Origin of the sequence: Candidatus Endomicrobium procryptotermitis, assembly GCA_031279415.1 — a bacterium.
GTDB lineage: Bacteria > Elusimicrobiota > Endomicrobiia > Endomicrobiales > Endomicrobiaceae > Endomicrobium_B > Endomicrobium_B procryptotermitis.
Window position 1 is genome coordinate 14,989 of sequence record JAITIP010000020.1, and the last position, 17,869, is coordinate 32,857.

At 36.9% G+C, this 17,869-nt stretch carries 22 protein-coding genes, 1 tRNA gene and 1 pseudogene; 20 read left to right on the forward strand and 4 right to left on the reverse strand.

Translation table 11 applies throughout. The annotated features are described in order from the left end of the window. Positions 1-9 precede the first annotated feature (9 nt). The 11 genes from LBD46_04295 to nadA all read left to right on the forward strand — a co-directional run bounded on the left by LBD46_04295 (position 10) and on the right by nadA (position 9,854). Positions 10-486 carry a DUF116 domain-containing protein gene (locus LBD46_04295; protein MDR2426383.1) on the forward strand — a complete coding sequence of 159 codons (477 nt, stop codon included), beginning with the start codon at positions 10-12 and terminating at the stop codon, positions 484-486. 27 nt (positions 487-513) lie between these two features. Further along, complete coding sequence (locus tag LBD46_04300; GenBank protein ID MDR2426384.1) at positions 514-2,226, forward strand: DEAD/DEAH box helicase; 1,713 nt, start codon at positions 514-516, stop codon at positions 2,224-2,226. A 1-nt stretch (position 2,227) separates the two neighbouring features. Then, positions 2,228-2,443 (forward strand): zinc ribbon domain-containing protein, encoded by a 216-nt coding sequence (locus LBD46_04305; protein ID MDR2426385.1) that lies wholly within the window; start codon positions 2,228-2,230, stop codon positions 2,441-2,443. A gap of 69 nt (positions 2,444-2,512) precedes the next feature. Beyond that, positions 2,513-2,586, forward strand: a tRNA-Arg gene (locus LBD46_04310). A gap of 112 nt (positions 2,587-2,698) precedes the next feature. Further along, entirely contained in the window at positions 2,699-3,145 is a 447-nt protein-coding gene (locus LBD46_04315) for an Rrf2 family transcriptional regulator (GenBank protein MDR2426386.1), read from the forward strand. 26 nt (positions 3,146-3,171) lie between these two features. Then, positions 3,172-4,089, forward strand: coding sequence for a cysteine synthase A (cysK, locus tag LBD46_04320; GenBank protein MDR2426387.1), 918 nt, complete (start codon positions 3,172-3,174; stop codon positions 4,087-4,089). Between the two features lie 376 nt (positions 4,090-4,465). Continuing rightward, on the forward strand, positions 4,466-5,755 hold the full coding sequence (locus LBD46_04325) for an aminotransferase class I/II-fold pyridoxal phosphate-dependent enzyme (protein ID MDR2426388.1): 1,290 nt from the start codon (positions 4,466-4,468) through the stop codon (positions 5,753-5,755). Positions 5,756-5,869: 114 nt separating this feature from the next. Next, positions 5,870-7,246 carry an MATE family efflux transporter gene (locus tag LBD46_04330; protein MDR2426389.1) on the forward strand — a complete coding sequence of 459 codons (1,377 nt, stop codon included), beginning with the start codon at positions 5,870-5,872 and terminating at the stop codon, positions 7,244-7,246. Beyond that, positions 7,243-7,875 carry a cytidylate kinase-like family protein gene (locus tag LBD46_04335; GenBank protein MDR2426390.1) on the forward strand — a complete coding sequence of 211 codons (633 nt, stop codon included), beginning with the start codon at positions 7,243-7,245 and terminating at the stop codon, positions 7,873-7,875. Before LBD46_04330 ends, LBD46_04335 begins: the two co-directional genes overlap by 4 nt. Before the next feature lie 150 nt (positions 7,876-8,025). Beyond that, on the forward strand, positions 8,026-8,817 hold the full coding sequence (thiM, locus tag LBD46_04340) for a hydroxyethylthiazole kinase (protein MDR2426391.1): 792 nt from the start codon (positions 8,026-8,028) through the stop codon (positions 8,815-8,817). Between the two features lie 116 nt (positions 8,818-8,933). Next, complete coding sequence (nadA, locus tag LBD46_04345; protein ID MDR2426392.1) at positions 8,934-9,854, forward strand: quinolinate synthase NadA; 921 nt, start codon at positions 8,934-8,936, stop codon at positions 9,852-9,854. A gap of 65 nt (positions 9,855-9,919) precedes the next feature. Here nadA and nikR read toward each other — a convergent pair whose 3' ends face one another. The 4 genes from nikR to LBD46_04365 all read right to left on the reverse strand — a co-directional run bounded on the left by nikR (position 9,920) and on the right by LBD46_04365 (position 12,522). Then, positions 9,920-10,324 carry a nickel-responsive transcriptional regulator NikR gene (gene nikR / locus LBD46_04350; protein ID MDR2426393.1) on the reverse strand — a complete coding sequence of 135 codons (405 nt, stop codon included), beginning with the start codon at positions 10,322-10,324 and terminating at the stop codon, positions 9,920-9,922. A 3-nt stretch (positions 10,325-10,327) separates the two neighbouring features. Next, positions 10,328-10,666, reverse strand: coding sequence for a septum formation initiator family protein (locus LBD46_04355; protein ID MDR2426394.1), 339 nt, complete (start codon positions 10,664-10,666; stop codon positions 10,328-10,330). Positions 10,667-10,717: 51 nt separating this feature from the next. Beyond that, positions 10,718-12,022, reverse strand: a complete 1,305-nt coding sequence (eno, locus tag LBD46_04360) for a phosphopyruvate hydratase (protein MDR2426395.1) — start codon at positions 12,020-12,022, stop codon at positions 10,718-10,720. Positions 12,023-12,090: 68 nt separating this feature from the next. After that, positions 12,091-12,522: a hypothetical protein gene (locus tag LBD46_04365; GenBank protein ID MDR2426396.1), complete on the reverse strand. Its 432-nt coding sequence runs from the start codon at positions 12,520-12,522 to the stop codon at positions 12,091-12,093. Between the two features lie 530 nt (positions 12,523-13,052). On the opposite strand from LBD46_04365, the gene rpsP reads away from it, so the two are divergent. The 9 genes and pseudogenes from rpsP (at position 13,053) to LBD46_04410 (ending at position 17,661) form a co-directional block, all read left to right on the forward strand. Beyond that, complete coding sequence (gene rpsP / locus LBD46_04370; GenBank protein MDR2426397.1) at positions 13,053-13,316, forward strand: 30S ribosomal protein S16; 264 nt, start codon at positions 13,053-13,055, stop codon at positions 13,314-13,316. 40 nt (positions 13,317-13,356) lie between these two features. Continuing rightward, positions 13,357-13,587 carry a KH domain-containing protein gene (locus LBD46_04375; GenBank protein ID MDR2426398.1) on the forward strand — a complete coding sequence of 77 codons (231 nt, stop codon included), beginning with the start codon at positions 13,357-13,359 and terminating at the stop codon, positions 13,585-13,587. 10 nt (positions 13,588-13,597) lie between these two features. Continuing rightward, a complete protein-coding gene (locus LBD46_04380) occupies positions 13,598-13,921 on the forward strand; it encodes a PRC-barrel domain-containing protein (protein ID MDR2426399.1) in 324 nt (107 codons plus the stop codon). Further along, on the forward strand, positions 13,911-14,630 hold the full coding sequence (gene trmD / locus LBD46_04385) for a tRNA (guanosine(37)-N1)-methyltransferase TrmD (protein MDR2426400.1): 720 nt from the start codon (positions 13,911-13,913) through the stop codon (positions 14,628-14,630). Before LBD46_04380 ends, trmD begins: the two co-directional genes overlap by 11 nt. Before the next feature lie 272 nt (positions 14,631-14,902). After that, a pseudogene (gene rplS / locus LBD46_04390) lies at positions 14,903-15,235 on the forward strand (50S ribosomal protein L19). A 122-nt stretch (positions 15,236-15,357) separates the two neighbouring features. Continuing rightward, positions 15,358-15,993, forward strand: a complete 636-nt coding sequence (locus LBD46_04395; protein ID MDR2426401.1) for a ribonuclease HII — start codon at positions 15,358-15,360, stop codon at positions 15,991-15,993. After that, the gene (locus LBD46_04400) at positions 15,972-16,334 is read left to right on the forward strand and encodes a YraN family protein (protein MDR2426402.1); all 363 of its coding nucleotides are present in this window, start codon (positions 15,972-15,974) and stop codon (positions 16,332-16,334) included. Before LBD46_04395 ends, LBD46_04400 begins: the two co-directional genes overlap by 22 nt. Positions 16,335-16,459: 125 nt before the next feature. Continuing rightward, a complete protein-coding gene (locus tag LBD46_04405; GenBank protein ID MDR2426403.1) occupies positions 16,460-16,837 on the forward strand; it encodes a response regulator in 378 nt (125 codons plus the stop codon). After that, a complete protein-coding gene (locus tag LBD46_04410) occupies positions 16,834-17,661 on the forward strand; it encodes a hypothetical protein (GenBank protein MDR2426404.1) in 828 nt (275 codons plus the stop codon). The genes LBD46_04405 and LBD46_04410 overlap by 4 nt, the downstream gene beginning before the upstream one ends. Positions 17,662-17,869: the final 208 nt, after the last annotated feature.

A 17,869-nucleotide genomic window follows, 5' to 3' on the forward strand; every position in this document is an offset into this window, starting at 1 on the left:
AATATACTCATGAAATTGTGTAAAATTCCAAGAAAAAGTGAAGAGCAAATCTATAAGGCCTTTACGGAAAAACAAAACAAATCCCAGCAAAAGAAGTTTGCCGCCGTTGCTTTTGACAAGCGTGTTGTTTTTGCTCCGCATTGTATGCGCAATACTGCGGTTTGCATTGCACAGGAAAAAGAAAGCTATTACATCTGCGGGGAATGCGGCGGATGTAGCATAGATAAAATAAGCAAGCTCATAAAAAAGTTTGGTTATAAAGGACTTTTTATCGTTAAAGGCGGAAGATCTCTCATGAAGCTTGCAAATGAAGACCGTCCGGAAGCGGTTGTCGGAATTGCATGTTATTTTGAAGGAGAGCTCGGATTTAAAGCTTTTAAAGGCACAAATATCTCAGTGCAGTATGTTCCTCTCACAAAAGACGGTTGCTCCGCAACCGATGCGGACATAAAGGAAATAGAAACGATTTTGTCGCAAAAAATATAAAAAGGAAACACGGTATTTAAAGAACCCATGAAAACATTAAAATTTGATGAACTAAATTTGTCAAACGAAATACTGAAAGCCATCGAAGATCTCGGTTTTGAAGAGGCCACGCCTATACAATCTTTGTCCATCCCCGTTATGATGACCGGTACGGATATTATAGGTCAGGCTCAGACGGGCACCGGAAAAACCGCGGCGTTTGGAATACCTCTTCTTGAAAAAATCGACGCTAAAAATAAAAATGTTCAAGCTATAATTTTGTGTCCTACCAGAGAGCTTGCGATACAGGTATGCGAAGAGATCAAACTTTTTTCAAAATATAAAAGAGGCATAAACATTGTTCCGGTTTATGGCGGACAACCTATACAGAGACAGATGATGGCTCTTTCAAAAGTCGCGCAAATAGTCGTCGGTACTCCCGGCAGAGTAATAGATCATCTTGACAGAAAAACGTTAAAGCTTGAAAATGCGTCTACAATTGTTTTAGATGAAGCCGATGAGATGCTGGACATGGGATTTCGTGATGACATAGAAATTATTCTTAAATCTCTACCGGAGAAAAGACAGACGGTGTTTTTTTCCGCCACGATGCCTAAAGAGTTTATGTTTCTTACCAGAAAATATCAGCATCATCCAGAAACGATAAAAGTCGTAAGCGAAAAGCTCACTGTTCCTTTAATCGAACAATACTATTTCGATATACGCGAGCATCAAAAACTCGAAGCTTTGGCAAGATGTCTTGACATGTATGATCCAAAACTGTCTCTTGTATTTTGTAATACCAAAAAGAAAGTTGATGAAGTTGTCGCGTCTTTACAGGTACGTGGCTATTCAGCAGACGCTCTTCACGGCGATATGAACCAATCTCAAAGGGACAGAGTCATGGCAAAATTTAGAAGCGGTTCAATAGAACTTCTTATAGCTACAGACGTTGCGGCAAGAGGAATAGACGTAGACGATATTGACATGGTTTTTAACTTTGACGTCCCGAAAGACGATGAAGATTACGTGCACAGAATAGGAAGAACCGGCAGAGCCGGAAAAGCAGGCAAAGCATATACTTTTGTTTCCGGAAAAGATATTTATAAGTTACGTGACATACAAAAATACACAAAAGTCAATATAAAAAGAGTGAGTGTTCCCTCGCTTGCTGATGTAGAAAATCTGAAAACAACGATGCTTCTTGAAAAAGTTAAAGAGATTCTTAAAGATAAAGGCACGGAAAAGTACACGCAGACTGTAGAATCTCTTATATCGGACGACGTTACGTCTTTAGATGTGGCTGCGGCGCTGTTAAAAATGTTTTTTGACAATGAAAAGAAAGAGCAGAAACAAAAAGAAGACGTTTTTGCAAAAAAAGTATATGAAAACACCGGCGCAAGAGATTACGGCATGACTCGTTTATTTATCAATATCGGCAAAAAAGATGGAGTCAGAGCCGGTGATTTTGTCGGAGCGATAGCAGGAGAAACGGGTCTTAGCGGAGATATTGTGGGAAATATTAAGATTTTGGAATCTTTTTCGTTTGTTGAGGTTCCCAACGAATATGCAGAAAATGTGATAAACGCTTTAAGTTCAAGCAACATAAAAGGTAAAGTTGTTTTTGTGGAGCCTGCAAAAGAAATAAAAAAATCCGAAAAAAGTTATGGAAGGCAAAGAGAAGGCAGCGAAAACAAAAATGATGGGTACCGTTCAAAAGAAAACAAAAATTATAGGAAAAGATTTAATAGAAGAGGATAATATGCCTATTTTTGAGTTCATATGCAAAAAATGCAGCGAAAAATTTGAAACACTTGTTCTAAATGACGCAGAAAGAGTCGAATGCCCGAAATGTAAAAATGGCGAAGTGTCTAAACAATTTTCTGTATTTTCCGCTTCTTCCGGCTCAAATTGTACAAATTATGATGCCTGCCGTCCGAAAAGCAAACACAAATGCAGCGGTGGCTGTTGCCATTAATTTGTAAACCTGTTGCTTTTATTGACTTTAAAGCTAAAATCGAATAAAATAGATTCCTAATAAGCTTTTGCGCCCATAGCTCAATTGGATAGAGCATTTGACTACGAATCAAAAGGTTAGAGGTTCGACTCCTCTTGGGCGCGCTTAGCGTTAAGCGATACTGTCCCGTCATCTCCCGATGTAGTGTCGCACTTTGACAGTAAATTATAAAAAAATTATAATATACTATAGAATACATTCTGATAGAGAAAAGATATGAGACTATCAACAAAAACTCGTTATGGGACAAGAGCAATGATTGAATTGGCTGACAATTATGGGATAAGAGTCTCTCCCGTAAACGTTATAGCCAAAAATCAAAATATCTCTGAAAGGTATTTGCAAAATATTCTTCTTATACTTGTAAATGCGGGACTTGTAAAAAGCGTAAGAGGTAAAAACGGCGGTTTTGCGCTTGCAAAACATCCATCTGAAATTAATCTTGCTGAAATTGTGCTGGTTTTGGAAGAAGATAAGGCTCTGTTTGAGTGCGCTGACGAAGATATCTCATCTGAAAAATCATCTTCATGTGTTGTGAGCAAGATATGGGAAATGGTTTCTGAAAATCTATATAGTTTTTTAAGCAGGATAAAGCTGTGTGACCTAGTAAAAATGAGCAATGAAAAAGAGTATGGAGAAAAAATATTAGATTTTTATATTTGAAATAAATATTGAAAAGGAAATTTCAGATGGCCAAAGCGTATGGCGATATAACCGAGACCGTTGGAAATACTCCTCTTGTGAAAATCAACAAACTTTCAAGCGGTCTTCATGGTAATATATACGTTAAGGCTGAATTTATTAATCCTCTTTCAAGTATTAAAGACAGAGTAGCAGTTGCACTTATTGAGGACGGCGAAAAAAAAGGTCTTATAAATAGAGATACTTTGATAATCGATGCGACAAGGGGAAATGAAGGCATTGCTCTTTCTTTCGTATGCGCTCAAAAAGGGTATAATCTTTTGCTTACCATGCCGGATACGGTAACGGATGAAAGAAAACGGCTTTTGCATATGTTTGGAACAAAAGTAGTTTTGACAGAAGGGAAAAAAGGTATGACCGGTGCTGTTGTAAAAGCCCAAGAGTTTGCTAAAACTTATCCAAACAGTTTTATTCCGTGTCAGTTTACAAGTAAAGAAGCGAGCGACGTTCACAAAAGAACTACAGCGGTTGAAATATGGGAAGCTCTTGACGGCGAGATCGACTATTTTATTGCAGGTGTCGGCAGCGGTGGAACGATAACAGGAGTCGGCGAATTTTTAAAAGAGCACAGGCCAAAAGTAAAAATCGTGGCTGTTGAACCCGAAGATTGTGCAGTTTTATCTGGAGGTGTTTCTGGTTCACATACAATATACGGCATTGGCGCAGGTTTTGTGCCAGAAATATTAAACAGAGATATTATAAATGAAATAATAAAAATCGGATTTGAAAACGCATATATAACGACAAGTCGACTTGCCAAAGAAGAGGGGATTTTAGCAGGTATTTCTTCCGGCGGAAATCTTTGGGCGGCTTTACAAATTGCAGCAAGACCTGAAACAGAAGGTAAAAATATAGTTACAATCCTTTGTGATAGCGGCGAAAGATATATAATGCATTTCTATTAATATTGACAAAAACCAAAAAAGTTTATATTATTAGCAACAACATATAAACTAAACATATAAACAATGAATAATTTATTACAACGCTTTAATTTTTATACGGTTTTTTTCTCTTCAATCACAACTCTTGAAGTCGTGATTCGAATGCATATCTTTTATTGCTGAGATATTCGTTCGAATTATAAATTCAAGAGGTAAACCAACAATGTCATCCAACAAAACAAATAAAAAAGATTTCTTTAAGACTATTCCGTTTTCATTCGTCAATGGCCGAATGCGCGTTTGCTAATGCGCAAACATACATTATTATAATATATGTATAAAAAACAAAAAATCATAATGATAAAATAATATAAAATGTTTCAAAAGGAGAAATTAAATGTCAAAAATAGACAATAAACTTGCAACAGAGAGTCTTTTAATTCACGGTGGGCAACAGCCTGATACTATTACAGGATCCGTAGCAGTGCCGATTTACCAGACGACGTCTTTTAAATTTAACAATGCCGAGCATGCGGCAAACCTTTTCGGACTGAAAGAGTTCGGAAACATATATTCAAGACTTACAAATCCTACAAATGATATTCTTGAAAAAAGAATAGCTTTAGTTGACGGTGGAGCGGCTGCATTATCTTTTGCCAGCGGTGCCGCGGCGATTACGGCATCAATACTTACTTTGACGCAAAATGGAGATGAGATAGTTTCCGCAGATAACCTTTACGGTGGAACCTATTCTCTTTTTGCAAATACCATAAGTAAGTTCGGCATAAAAGTTAATTTTGTAGATTCGGCAAATTTGGACTCTATTAAAAAAGCCATAACGCCTAAAACAAAGGCCGTTTATGCGGAAAGTATCGGAAATCCTAAACTTGACATAGCAGATGTTGAAGCTTTGTCGAAAATAGCGCACGATGCGGGGCTTCCTCTTATAATAGATAATACGGTATCTCCCTATCATTTTAAACCCATAAAATACGGGGCAGATATCGTTGTTTATTCTGCTACAAAACTTATAGGCGGTCACGGAACGACTTTGGGTGGTTTGATAGTTGACGCTGGAAAATTCAATTGGGCAAGCGGAAAGTTCCCTTTAATTTCCGAGCCGGATCAGGCATATCACGGTTTAAAATTTACTGAAGCTTTCGGAAATCTTGCCTACATACTCAAAGCCAGAGCCGGGATTTTGAGAGATACCGGAGCGGCTTTGTCGCCTTATGCGGCATTTTTGCTTCTGCAGGGTCTCGAAAGCCTGCACGTGAGAGCTGAAAGACATAATGAAAACGCTTTAAAAGCCGCACAGTTTTTGGAAAAACATCCTTTGGTTACATGGGTAAATTATCCCGGTCTTGCCAGCAGCAAAGAAAATGCAAAAGCTAAAAAATACCTCGGCGGCAGAGGTGGATTTATTATAGGTTTCGGCATAAAAGGCGGAAAAGAATCCGGCAAAAAGTTTATAGATTCCGTTGAACTTGCCACGCATTTGGCAAATGTCGGCGATGCAAAAACTCTTGTAATACATCCTGCTACGACAACTCATTCGCAGCTTGAAGAAAAAGAACTTCTCTCGACTGGAGTAACGCCAGACTATGTAAGACTTTCAATCGGTATAGAAAATATAGATGATATTATAGCCGACATAGACCAGTCGCTTAAAAAATCGCAGGCTTGATGCGAAACGCGAAATAAATTAGTATAATAAATGAAAAAGCGGGATTAGAAAAAATTAATCCCGCTTTTCACATTTCAAAAGCAGTAAAACGACAATAAGATTAATGGAACTTTTATGAAAAAAAGTGGCGCTCCTCTTACATTGGCAACATCGGACATAGGAAAATTATTAATACAATATGCGGTGCCTGCGGTAATCGCAATGACGGCGGCCTCTCTTTATAATATTACGGATGGCATTTTTATAGGGCACGGTGTTGGTCCGCTTGCACTATCCGGTCTAGCGATAACTTTTCCGATAATGAATTTAGCGGCGGCCTTCGGTTCTCTTGTGGGGATGGGCGGTGCGGCTCTTTTATCGTTAAGATTGGGGCAAAAAGATTATGAGTCTGCAAATAGAATTTTAGGCAATGTTCTGGTACTAAACATAATTATCGGCTCTCTTTTTACTCTATGCGCTTTAATATTTCTTGAACCTTTGCTACGCTTTTTTGGAGCAAGTAATGAAATGCTTCCTTATGCACGCGATTTCATGGTAATCATTCTCATCGGCAATGTAATTACTCATATATATATGGGGCTTAACACTCTTTTGCGTTCCGCAGGGCACCCTAAAAAAGCGATGTTTGCGACAATACTTACCATTATTATCAATATTATTTTAAACCCGTTATTTATTTTTGGTTTCGGTTTGGGAATACGCGGAAGCGCTCTTGCAACCGTCATATCGCAAAGTGTTGTTTTAGTTTGGCAGTTTAAATTTTTCAGTGATAAAGAAAGCTTTATATGTTTCAGAAAAGGCATATACAAATTAAAAAGTAAAGTAGTCAAAGGAATCATTTCGATAGGGCTTGCCCCGTTTCTTCTTAACGCAGCCGCCTGCATTGTAGTAGTGCTTGTAAATAAGCAGCTTACTTCTTACGGCAGCGATTTAGCTGTCGGTGCTTATGGCATAGTCAACCGTGTGGCATTTTTGTTTGTGATGATAGTTTTTGGAATAAATCAGGGAATGCAGCCGATAGCCGGATATAATTATGGAGCGGCTCTTTATTTACGTACGTCTGAAGTTTTAAAAAAGTCCATATTTCTTGCCACGTCGGTTATGTCTATCGGATTTGTTTTCGTGGAGCTATTCCCGCATGCCGTTGCCTCCATATTTACAAGAGATGAAGAACTTATCAATTTATCCGTCACAGGGTTACGCTACACATTTTTATTCTTTCCCATCGTAGGTTTTCAAATGGTTACTTCGACATTTTTTCAAAGTATCGGAATGGCGGTAAAAACTATATTTCTTACTTTGACAAGACAAGTCTTATTTTTAATTCCATTGCTCATAATACTTCCTAAACATTTCGGCATAAAAGGCGTGTGGCTTAGCATGCCACTGGCGGATTTTACTGCGGGGATTTTGGCTTTTATTTTGCTTTTCACGCAGCATTGCAGGTTAAAAGAAAACAATGAAATTAAACAGGAGAGCATGAGTCCATGAGTAAAAAATTTGTAATAAATATCGGACGTGAGTTCGGAAGCGGAGGCTTTAAAATTGCAGAAAAACTGTCAAAAAAGATGGGGATAAATTTTTATGATAAAAAACTCATAGAGCTTTCCGCACAAAAAAGCGGTCTGTGCAAAGAATATTTCGAAAATTCCGAAGAGAAGACTCAAATAGGGCTTATCGGCGATTTATCAGGCGTAGCTTCAAATATTTTCAGCGCGGGCTATTGCTCCAAAAGGTATTTTATAGATGAATTTCTTTTTAAAATCCAAAGCGATATTATAAGACAGTTTGCAAGAAAAGAGTCATGTATTTTTGTAGGCAGATGCGCCGATTATGTGTTAAGAGAGCATCCATGCGCCATAAATGTTTTTATTTGCGCGAACATAGATGACAGAGTCAAAAGGATAATGGAACTAAGAGGGGAAGCTGATTTTGAGAAAATCAAAAAAGAAATTGAAAAGACTGACAAAAACCGCTCTAAATATTACGATTTTTACACAAACAAGGTATGGGGAGCTGCATCATCCTATCATATTTGTATAAACTCTTCTATTCTCGGGCTTGATGCAACAGCATGTTTTATTCATTCTTTTGCAGAAAGAAGAATCGGGAAAAAATAAAAACTTATTAATAAATCAGGTATATCAAATTCATAAACGACGTAAAAAATGGTATAATAACAACATTGTCGGGAAATATGGATTTTTTTGTCAGGAATCCGCTTAATTTTATTGTTTTTTTAATAATCATTTTTAACGGGGGCAGTGTTCATGGACAAGATTTACGAAGTGTTGGAAAGGGTAAGAAAGCAGTCGCCTTTGGTTCACCATATTACAAACTGGGTAACTATTTCCGATTGTGCCAATATCGTGAAAGTTTTCGGCGGGTCTCCTGTGATGGCACATGCTAAAGAAGAAACGTCCGATATGGCTTTGATAGCGGACGCTGTCGTAATAAATATAGGCACTTTGAACTCTTTTACCATAGAGGCCATGAAGCTTGCCGTTGGTATGGCAAACAAAAGAAACATACCCGTAGTTTTGGATGCAGTTGGCGCTGGCGCTACAAAGTTCAGAAACGATATGATTAAAGAACTTTTAAAATATAAAATTGACATTATAAAAGGAAACCATTCCGAAATAGCGGCCGCCGCTGGAATTAATGTTACCACAAAAGGAGTGGACAGCGGCCATGTTTCTGGAAATATGATTGAAATAGCAAAAAGTTTTGCAAACGAAAGGGAATGCGTAGTAGTAGTTACCGGAAAAGAAGACATTTGTACAAACGGCGAAGACATTTTTTTGGTAAAAAATGGTACACCTCTGATGTCAAAAGTCGTCGGAACAGGCTGTATGGCAGGTTCGGTAATCGCAACATTCTGTGCAGTTGAAAAAGATTACCTTTTTGCCTCCGCTGCGGCTCTAGTATGTTTTGAAATAGCGGCCGAAAACGCTGATAAAACTTCTGAAGGTCCGGGCACTTTCAAAAATAAACTTTTTGACAAAATAAGTACTTTAAGCGATATTTCGATAAATAAAATGAAGAAGATAGAGAAGAAATGAATAACGGCATAACTGCGGATGACTAGCAAAGATAGAATGACGTAAATCGCAGAATCTTGACAGGAACTCGTAAACGCAGTTTTTGTCTCCCTGCTTCTCAGCTTCTAAATAATACCATGAGTAAAGAAACCATTGAAAGGCTTAACAAACTTAAAAAAGAGCGTAATGCGGTAATTTTATCGCATATATATCAACTGCCCGAAATACAGGATATTGCCGATTTTGTCGGCGATTCTTTGGATTTAAGCAGAAAAGCTGCCAAAACGAAAGCCGATATTATAGTTTTTTGTGGAGTTCATTTTATGGCCGAAACGGCCGCAATACTAAGTCATGATAAAAAAGTTCTCATCCCTGACACGCATGCAGGTTGCCCGATGGCGGACATGATTACAGCGCAGCAGTTGAAAGAATTTAAAAAGCGATATAAAAATCCGGTAGTCGTAGCTTATGTAAATACTTCAGCAGCGGTTAAAGCTGAAAGCGATATATGCTGCACTTCTTCGAATGCCGTGAATGTTTTAAAAAGTATTGATGCGCAGGCGAAAGACTCGGAAATCATTTTTGTTCCGGACAGAAATCTCGGCTCTTACGTGCAGAAAATGTCAGGGAGAAAAATGGAAATATGGAACGGTTTTTGTCCAACGCATAACAATATGCTTCCCGAAATGGTTTTAAAAGCAAAAAATGAACACCCAGAAGCAGAAATTTTAGTGCATCCTGAATGCCGTCCGGAAGTCATTGAACTGGCAGACCATGCTTTGTCCACAGGCGGAATGTGCAAACATGTTCTTTTAAGTTCCAAAAAAGAGTTCATAATAGGCACGGAAAGCGGTATTTTATATAAATTGAAAAAAGAAAATCCCGGCAAAAACTTTTATCCGATTTTTCCGCACGCCATATGCCCTAATATGAAAAAAATTACTCTGTCCAAAGTGTTTGATGTTTTGACAAATATAAAAAATATTGTGACAGTCAAACAAGATATAAGAGAAAAAGCCTATCCTCCGATAGAACGTATGCTAAAAGTGAATGCTTAATGAAATAGAAGATTCGATGATTATAAATTTCTGCCGTTTAGCCGTTTGCAGATACTTGGCTTTCTTTAAATCGAAAACATATTGAAAGAAGCGTTGTGTATGCCTTTTATGCCTTTAATACGCGAAAAAAGGCGTTCAGTTTCTTTTTTTATCCCTTTGACAATAATTATTTCAAAACAGTCGCGATGACTGACATGAATATGCTGGGAAGAAAGTATCAATTCTTGAAAATCGTGTTGTACACAGGTAAGTTTTTTTAAAAGTTCTCTTTTATTGTGATCGTAAATAATATTAATTGTCCCGATAATTAATATTTTATCATCGGTGAGATTCTCGCCGGTGATATAGTGATTGATTAAATCTTCTATGGCTTTTGACCGCGTCGGATATTCCTGATCATTTATAAGCCTGTCAAACTTGTCCAAAATATCGGCGTTTAACGATACTCCGAAACGTGAAAGTTTAGACATATTTTAATCCTCTAAAATTTTACTGCGCGACGACTCTACCGATGGATTCTTTAATTTTTGTTCGGTTTCTTTCGTATGAAATCTGTACTCTATTTCTCCATGAGCTATAACGTTTAACTCTCTGCGTACCATTCTTTCTATGTAGGAAGGTTCATTTTCCAGATAATAAATTCTTTTTTTGAGCAGTTCATTTTGATATTGGGCGCTTTTTATGTCTGAATCCAATTTTCTCTGCTCAAAAAACCGCCTTATCAGCGTCCTTGAACCTCCGTTGAAAATTAACACCGATAAAATAATTATTAAAGCGACATAATAGCGAAAGCGTATTTTGAGTTTTTTCATAAAAAATGAACGCAGTCTGGAAATATTCCAGACTGCAGGCAGACATATTATTTACTTTATGCTTGAAAAAGCAGCTTTTCCCAAATAGCTTGCTTTTGATCCAAGCTCTTCTTCAATTCTTAAAAGTTGATTGTATTTACACATTCTGTCCGTTCTTGAAGCTGAGCCTGTTTTAATCTGTCCAGTATTTAAAGCTACTGCCAAATCAGCAATAATCGAATCTTCGGTTTCGCCAGAACGGTGCGACATGATAGCCGTATAGCCCGCGTCATATGCCATCTGTACCGCAGCAACGGTTTCCGACAGAGAGCCTATTTGATTTACTTTAATGAGAATTGAATTTGCTATTCCTTTTTCGATTCCTTCTTTAAATATTTTTGTGTTTGTAACGAAAAGATCATCTCCTACCAGCTGCATTTTTGACTTTAAGGTATCAGTAAGAGGTTTCCAGCTTGCCCAATCTTTTTCACTGAGACCGTCTTCCATAGATATAACGGGATATTTTTTAAGCCATTCTTCATAGAATTTTATCATTTCCTGCGAAGTTTTTACTTTGTCTGATAGTTCGCCTTCCAAAGTATATTTCCCATCCTCATAAAGTTCGCTTGCTGCACAGTCTAAAGCCAAAAGAATATCTTTTCCGAGTTCATATCCCGCGACTTTTACGGCTTCGGAAATAACTTCAAGCGCTTCTATATTCGATTTCAAATTAGGCGCAAATCCGCCTTCATCACCTACTCCCGTTGCATACCCTTTATTGTTTAAAACTTTTTTCAGGTTGTGAAAAACTTCGCAGCCCATTCTTAGAGCTTCACGGAAATTCGGGGTACTTACGGGTGCGATCATAAACTCTTGCAAATCAACGTTATTGTCGGCATGTTCTCCTCCGTTGATGATGTTCATCAAAGGCACAGGAAGCACATATTTGTCGGTTTTTATGCCGTAAATTTCTCTTACATATTCGTAAACAGGAAGCTTTTTTGAATTTGCGCCGGCTTTTGCACAGGCAAGCGAGACACCGAGAATAGCATTTGCGCCAAGGTTGACTTTGAAATCGGTTCCGTCAAGTTTAATCATTATATCGTCGATCTCTTTTTGCTGCGTTATTTCTTTGTCGATGAGGTTAGCTGCTATAATCTCATTGATATTTCTAACGGCTTTTAAAACTCCTTTTCCGCCGAACCTTTTTTTGTCTCCATCCCTGAGTTCCAAAGCTTCTCTTTCGCCGGTTGACGCACCCGAAGGAACTGCTGCTCTTCCGATAGCGCCGTCGTCGAGTTTTATATCGACTTCAACCGTAGGGTTTCCGCGGGAATCTATTATTTCCCTGCCGATAATTTTTTTAATCTTTGCCATCTTTGCTGCCTCCTGTAAGAAATTTTTAATAATAAACGGAATTATTATAGAAGTTTTGTTTAGTTTAGTCAAAGTTGTTCGTCTTCTGAATTTTTTGGCGGATTAAGCATTAAAGTGAAATATTGTTCCGACAGATTTTGCGCAAGCAGCGAATTATTGCAGATTACCGTAATTTTTACCTGCTTTCCAGTAATTTCTTCAATAAAAAAACCTGCTTCTGTAGAATCTAAACAATAATCAAAACTTTTTGCAAAATCGAAAGCTGTTATGTAGTTCTTTTTATAGCTTTTACTTGTTGTTCTGGCTTTTAAAAATTTTATTATAAGTAAAGTTCTGTCAAAACTTTCTTTTTTTGTCAGATTAAAAGTTTGCGAATATCTTCCTTTTTGTTCTTTTTCAAATTTTTGAATGGAATATCCCGCTGCACGTTTCGGGAAGTCCACAAGAGCGCAGGATGACAGAAAAAACAAAAATGGAAAAATAAAGATAAGTTTAAACATTCTTTAATCTGCAAAATCGAACAAGTCGGCAATCTTATCAAATAAATTCTTGCAATCTCCTTCTCTTCGCTTGCAAAATTCGTTTTGAAAAAGCTCAATATTTTGAAATTTTTATTTTCATAGCCCGAAAAAAATAAACATTTCGCTAATATCCACTTTTTCCTATGAAGAAGGATGTGAGACTTCAAAACCTAGAACCAATTTTGGTATTTAAAGTATTGATTAAGATCTTATTTTTTTGAACATGAGCATAATATGAGAGCGAATAAGAAAAACACACAGGCAAAAATATTCTTCGGCATATAGTTTCTTTTATATTTGTATTATTTATAATGGATTATAACAAATAGTATAAGGCAAGTAAATAAACGAAACGTCGTTATGCTGTTTGACAAAGCAAAAGAATTCATATATAATTTTGTATTCAAAACACTATGATTTAAGGTAGTGTGCGCCTGAGCAGCGGATTTACAAGCGTATTTATCCGCACATTATCTGACATTAAGTGTAAGCATATACGGAGGTAGAAGATGGCTGTCAAACTGCGTCTGCAGAGAAGGGGCAAACCAAAGAGACCTTTTTACAGGGTTGTAGCAATTGATCAAAGGGCAAAAAGAGATGGAGAACCTATTGAAATTCTTGGACAATATGATCCTATCGCGCAAGAAAATAAGTTTAATGTCAATATGGGCAGAGTGAATTATTGGTTGACAGTGGGAGCGAAAGCATCTGAAACGGTTGCAGTCCTAATTAAAAAATCGCAGCCGTCCGAAACAGAAGCGGAAAATAAGTAAATCAGTGAAAAATTAAACACCTTAGACTATGGGAGGAAGTATGAAAGATTTGGTTCTTTACATCGCAAAAGCATTAGTTGATAATCCGGAACATGTTGAAGTTAAAGAAATTGCGGGTGAAAAAGCTACGGTTTTAGAGCTTAAAGTTGCCGATGGAGACAGAGGAAAAATTATAGGAAAAGAAGGCAGAATTATAAAAGCCATAAGAATTATAATAAATTCGGCTTCAGCAAAACTTGATAAGAGAGCAACAGTAGAAATAGTAGAGTAAAGCAAAAAAAATGGCGCAGAAAAAAAAAATAAACTCTCTAAGCAAAACTTGGAAAGTTTCTGATATTTTGGGTTTTGAAGTTTTTAACCAAGCGGGCGAGAGACTTGGAGTTCTTTCCGATGTAGTCTCAACCGGAAGCAATGATGTCTGGGTTGTCAAATATGATGGAGAAGAGTATCTCATTCCAGCTTTAAAAAATGTAATAAAAGAAGTAAATGTTTTAAGAAAAAAGATATTTGTCGAATTGCCGAACGGTTTTGATTCGGTTTATGGTTCGGCAAAATCGGCAGACGGGACTCTTGAATATAACGGTTATTTGGTTTATGAAGATTGACGTGCTGACAATATTTCCTGCGATGTTTGAAGGTCCGTTAACTGAAAGCCTTATAGGGAAAGCGAGGCAAAAAGAAATTCTTAAAATTAATATGATAGATATAAGATCTTTCTCTAAAGATAAGCACGGAAAAGTTGACGATAAATCATTTGGCGGCGGCGCGGGTATGATAATGAAACTCGAACCTGTTTATGATGCAATAAAAAGCACGGGTGTAAAAAAAAAAAATAAGGATTATAAAAATTTTTACAATAAACCCTACGTTATTTATATGTCCCCGCAAGGCAGGACTCTCAACTGTAATATCGTAAAAGAACTGTCAAAATTTAAACATTTAGTAATTTTATGCGGTCATTACGAAGGAATAGATGAACGCATAATGAACTTTGTTGACGATGAAATTTCCATAGGCGATTATGTGCTTACCGGAGGCGAGCTTCCCGCAATGGTGTTAATAGATTGCATGGCAAGAATGGTGTCTGGAGTCATAAAAGAAAAATCTTCGGTAGAAAATGATTCGTTTTATAATAATTTATTGGATTATCCGCATTATACAAGGCCGTCAGTTTTTAAAGGCATTAAAGTGCCTGAAATTTTGTTGTCCGGCAACCATAAAAAAATAGAACAGTGGCGAAAAAAAGAGTCTGCTGAAAGAACAAAAAAACGCAGACCCGATTTGTTGAAAAGAATACGACATTGTTGTTGTTGACGCTACAAAATTCTTTGAATGCGTAGATAAACAACATTATTGCAAGGATAATAAAGCGGGAAAATAAGAAATATTATTACAAAATATGACATCCTAAAATTGTATTTTTTGAATTAAGTTAAGAAAGTGGAACTATGGTTATTGTTACGGAAACGGCTATTGTCATGAATCGGACGACTCTTTTTAGGATATTCTGAAGCAGCAGGTTTCTTAAAAGATATGTATAATGCCGTTTCATTTTGATATTCGCTATTAAATAAAGGAGCAGTAAAATGTCATTATTAGAGCAAGTTCAAGCAGCACAGAAAAGGGAGTTAGCGGTTGATTTTAAGCCCGGCGATCAAATTAAAGTACATTTTAAAGTTGTTGAAGGCGGAAATGAAAGAATACAGGTTTTTGAAGGCGTTGTAATAAGAAGAAAAGGCAGCGGACTTTCGGAGACTTTTACGGTAAGAAAAATTTCTTTCGGAGTAGGCGTTGAAAGAATTTTCCCGATTCATTCGCCCAGAATAGATAAAATTGAAATTTCAAGACGCGGAAAAGTGCGCAGAGCAAAACTTTATTATCTCAGAAAGCTTTCCGGAAAAGCCGCAAGAATCGTCGAAGATTCTTCAAGAATAAAAAAGTCTGAAACTAAGAAAACTGAAACCGAGCCTGCTTCTTTCCAAGCCGAGATGGAAGTGGCAGCTGAAACGCCGTCGGCAAATTAAAATTTACGGAGAAGCGGGTGTGTCCATTCTTCTTCGATAAAAATTATTACGACAGGGGACTCTGTTCTATTGCGGGTATTGACGAAGCAGGACGGGGACCTTTGGCAGGACCAGTAACGGCAGCCGCAGTAATCCTTCCTAAAGATATAAATATCGCTTATCTTAACGATTCCAAAAAATTAACTGAAAAAAGAAGAAACGAGCTTTTTGTGATTATAAAAGAAAATGCGGTTGATTATTCTGTTTCAACTATCGACAATATAATAATTGACGAAGTAAATATACTTCATGCGACTTTTATGGCGATGAAACAGGCTGTTTTAAATTTAAAAATCTCTCCTCAATTATGTCTTGTGGATGGAAATTATAAAATACCAAACCTAGATTTAAAACAGGAAGCCATAATAGACGGCGATGCAAAAAGCGCGTCGGTCGCCGCGGCTTCGATATTGGCAAAGGTTACAAGAGACGCAATAATGTATGAATATGCGAAACGGTTTCCGCAATACGGTTTTGACAAACATAAAGGATACGGAACAAGAGCGCATATGGACGCTTTAAAAAAGTACGGCTCCTGTCCTATACACAGACAGAGTTTTGCACCCGTAAAACTTTGCTCACAGGAGCAAAAATGGTTGATACCAGAACAGTAGGTTTTGAGAAAGAAAAAGAAGCCATAAAATTTCTTCAAAAACGTGGATATAAAATAATCGGAACGAATTATGTTACGATTTTTGGAGAGATAGACATAATTGCAAAAAATAAAGGCAATATTGTCTTTATCGAAGTAAAGTACAGAAAAAATTTGTCGGGAGGAACTCCTCAGGAAGCGGTAACTAAATCCAAGCGGAAAAAAATCATAAAATCTGCAGTTCTCTATGTAAAACAAAACGGGCTTAAAGATAGTAATATCCGCTTTGATGTAGTGTCAATTAATGATGACAAATTTGAAATAATTGAATCTGCATTTTTTGCGTCCGGATATTTTATATAAATAACTTTACAAAATGGAATTCTTCAAAATGTAAAAAAATTTCGAAATATGCCATTTTTTGTTGCTAACACTTTAAAATACGGATATAATATTTCCAAATACAATATTTGTTGGAGTTTTCTGAAATGATAAAAATTTTACTCGTGGACGATGAAATTTACGCAAGGGACAATATGGCAAAACTTATTCAAAGAAGAGGCTTTGATGTATGCGTAGCCGGAAATGCCGACGAATGTCTTAAAGTGTTAAAAGAAGAAAATCCCGATATTATTTTTCTTGATATCATGCTTCCGGATCTTGACGGGGACCATTTATTTCATTATATAAAAGAAATAAATACAACCGTGCTTATTTATTTTATTACTGGGTCGGGCGCAATTTTTACGGAAGAACATGCAAAAGAACTGGGAGCCGCTGGATATATGCAAAAGCCTGTTTATGTGGAAAATCTCTTTGCTCTTCTTGATGAAATAAAAAGTAAAATAACAAAAGAGGTGTCATGAAAAAAATAGTTTGTATTGTTTTGGCGGTATTTATTTATGCACATACGGCTTTTGGATATGGAAGTGTTCAATATGACGATTTTAACGAATATAAATCAAAATACAGAATACTTTATGGAGCATTGCTTTTGATAGGCGGAACCCTGCTTGCTTATGATGGATTCAGAACTATACAGGTAGACATATCCAGACCATCGGTTAACATGAATTTTTCATCTTTTTGGTATAAAAACCTCGGCGCCAATAAATATGTGATAAATATGAGCGGTGCAATAGTAAATACCGGTAATGTTGATTTGCAAAATGTGAATGTTTGGATAAGATATAAAACAGTAGCTCAGGACGGCAGCCCCAGCAGCTATTATGTGCCTAGTGATCAAGGCAAAATGATAAAATATGACGGCAATCCGACAGGATCTCCTCTTGCAAATCTTTCCGCAGGAGAAACAAAAGGTCTTAGCGATGTGACCGAGTATGACACTTTTGCGCCGGGCCAATCAAAAAATCCTCCAGCAGGAAGCGAAGCCAACAGTAGTAATCCTGATGAGAATGTTTATCATGAACAATATCCTTCGGCAACGCCTACGACACTTGTGGATGTAGTAAAAATCGATTATGAATATAAGAAAAGATATAAAGATGAAATGAACAATGCTTATGAGGGCATACTCGGACTGCTTCTCGTAGCGGGCGGAACGTATTTGTTGATAGATTATGTTATCAGCATGAAAAAATTCGATTATTATATGAAGAAAAACAATATGAGTCTTTACGTTGAAAATACTTTTGATGAATTTAAGTTGATGCTTTCAAAAAGACTCTGATACAAGAACATCAGCTGCAATGATTTCGAAAAAATCCATGTATATTTTTATTATATAGCCGACTTTCATGTTTTTTCTGATTTTAAACTCTTCCTATATTGCCTGTCAAAAATTACCAACTTCAACATGTTTAATGAGACGTTTGAAAGCAAACCTCAAATATCCGTTATTGCTTGTCGTTAAGCTTTTAAAGACAAAGGAAGCCATT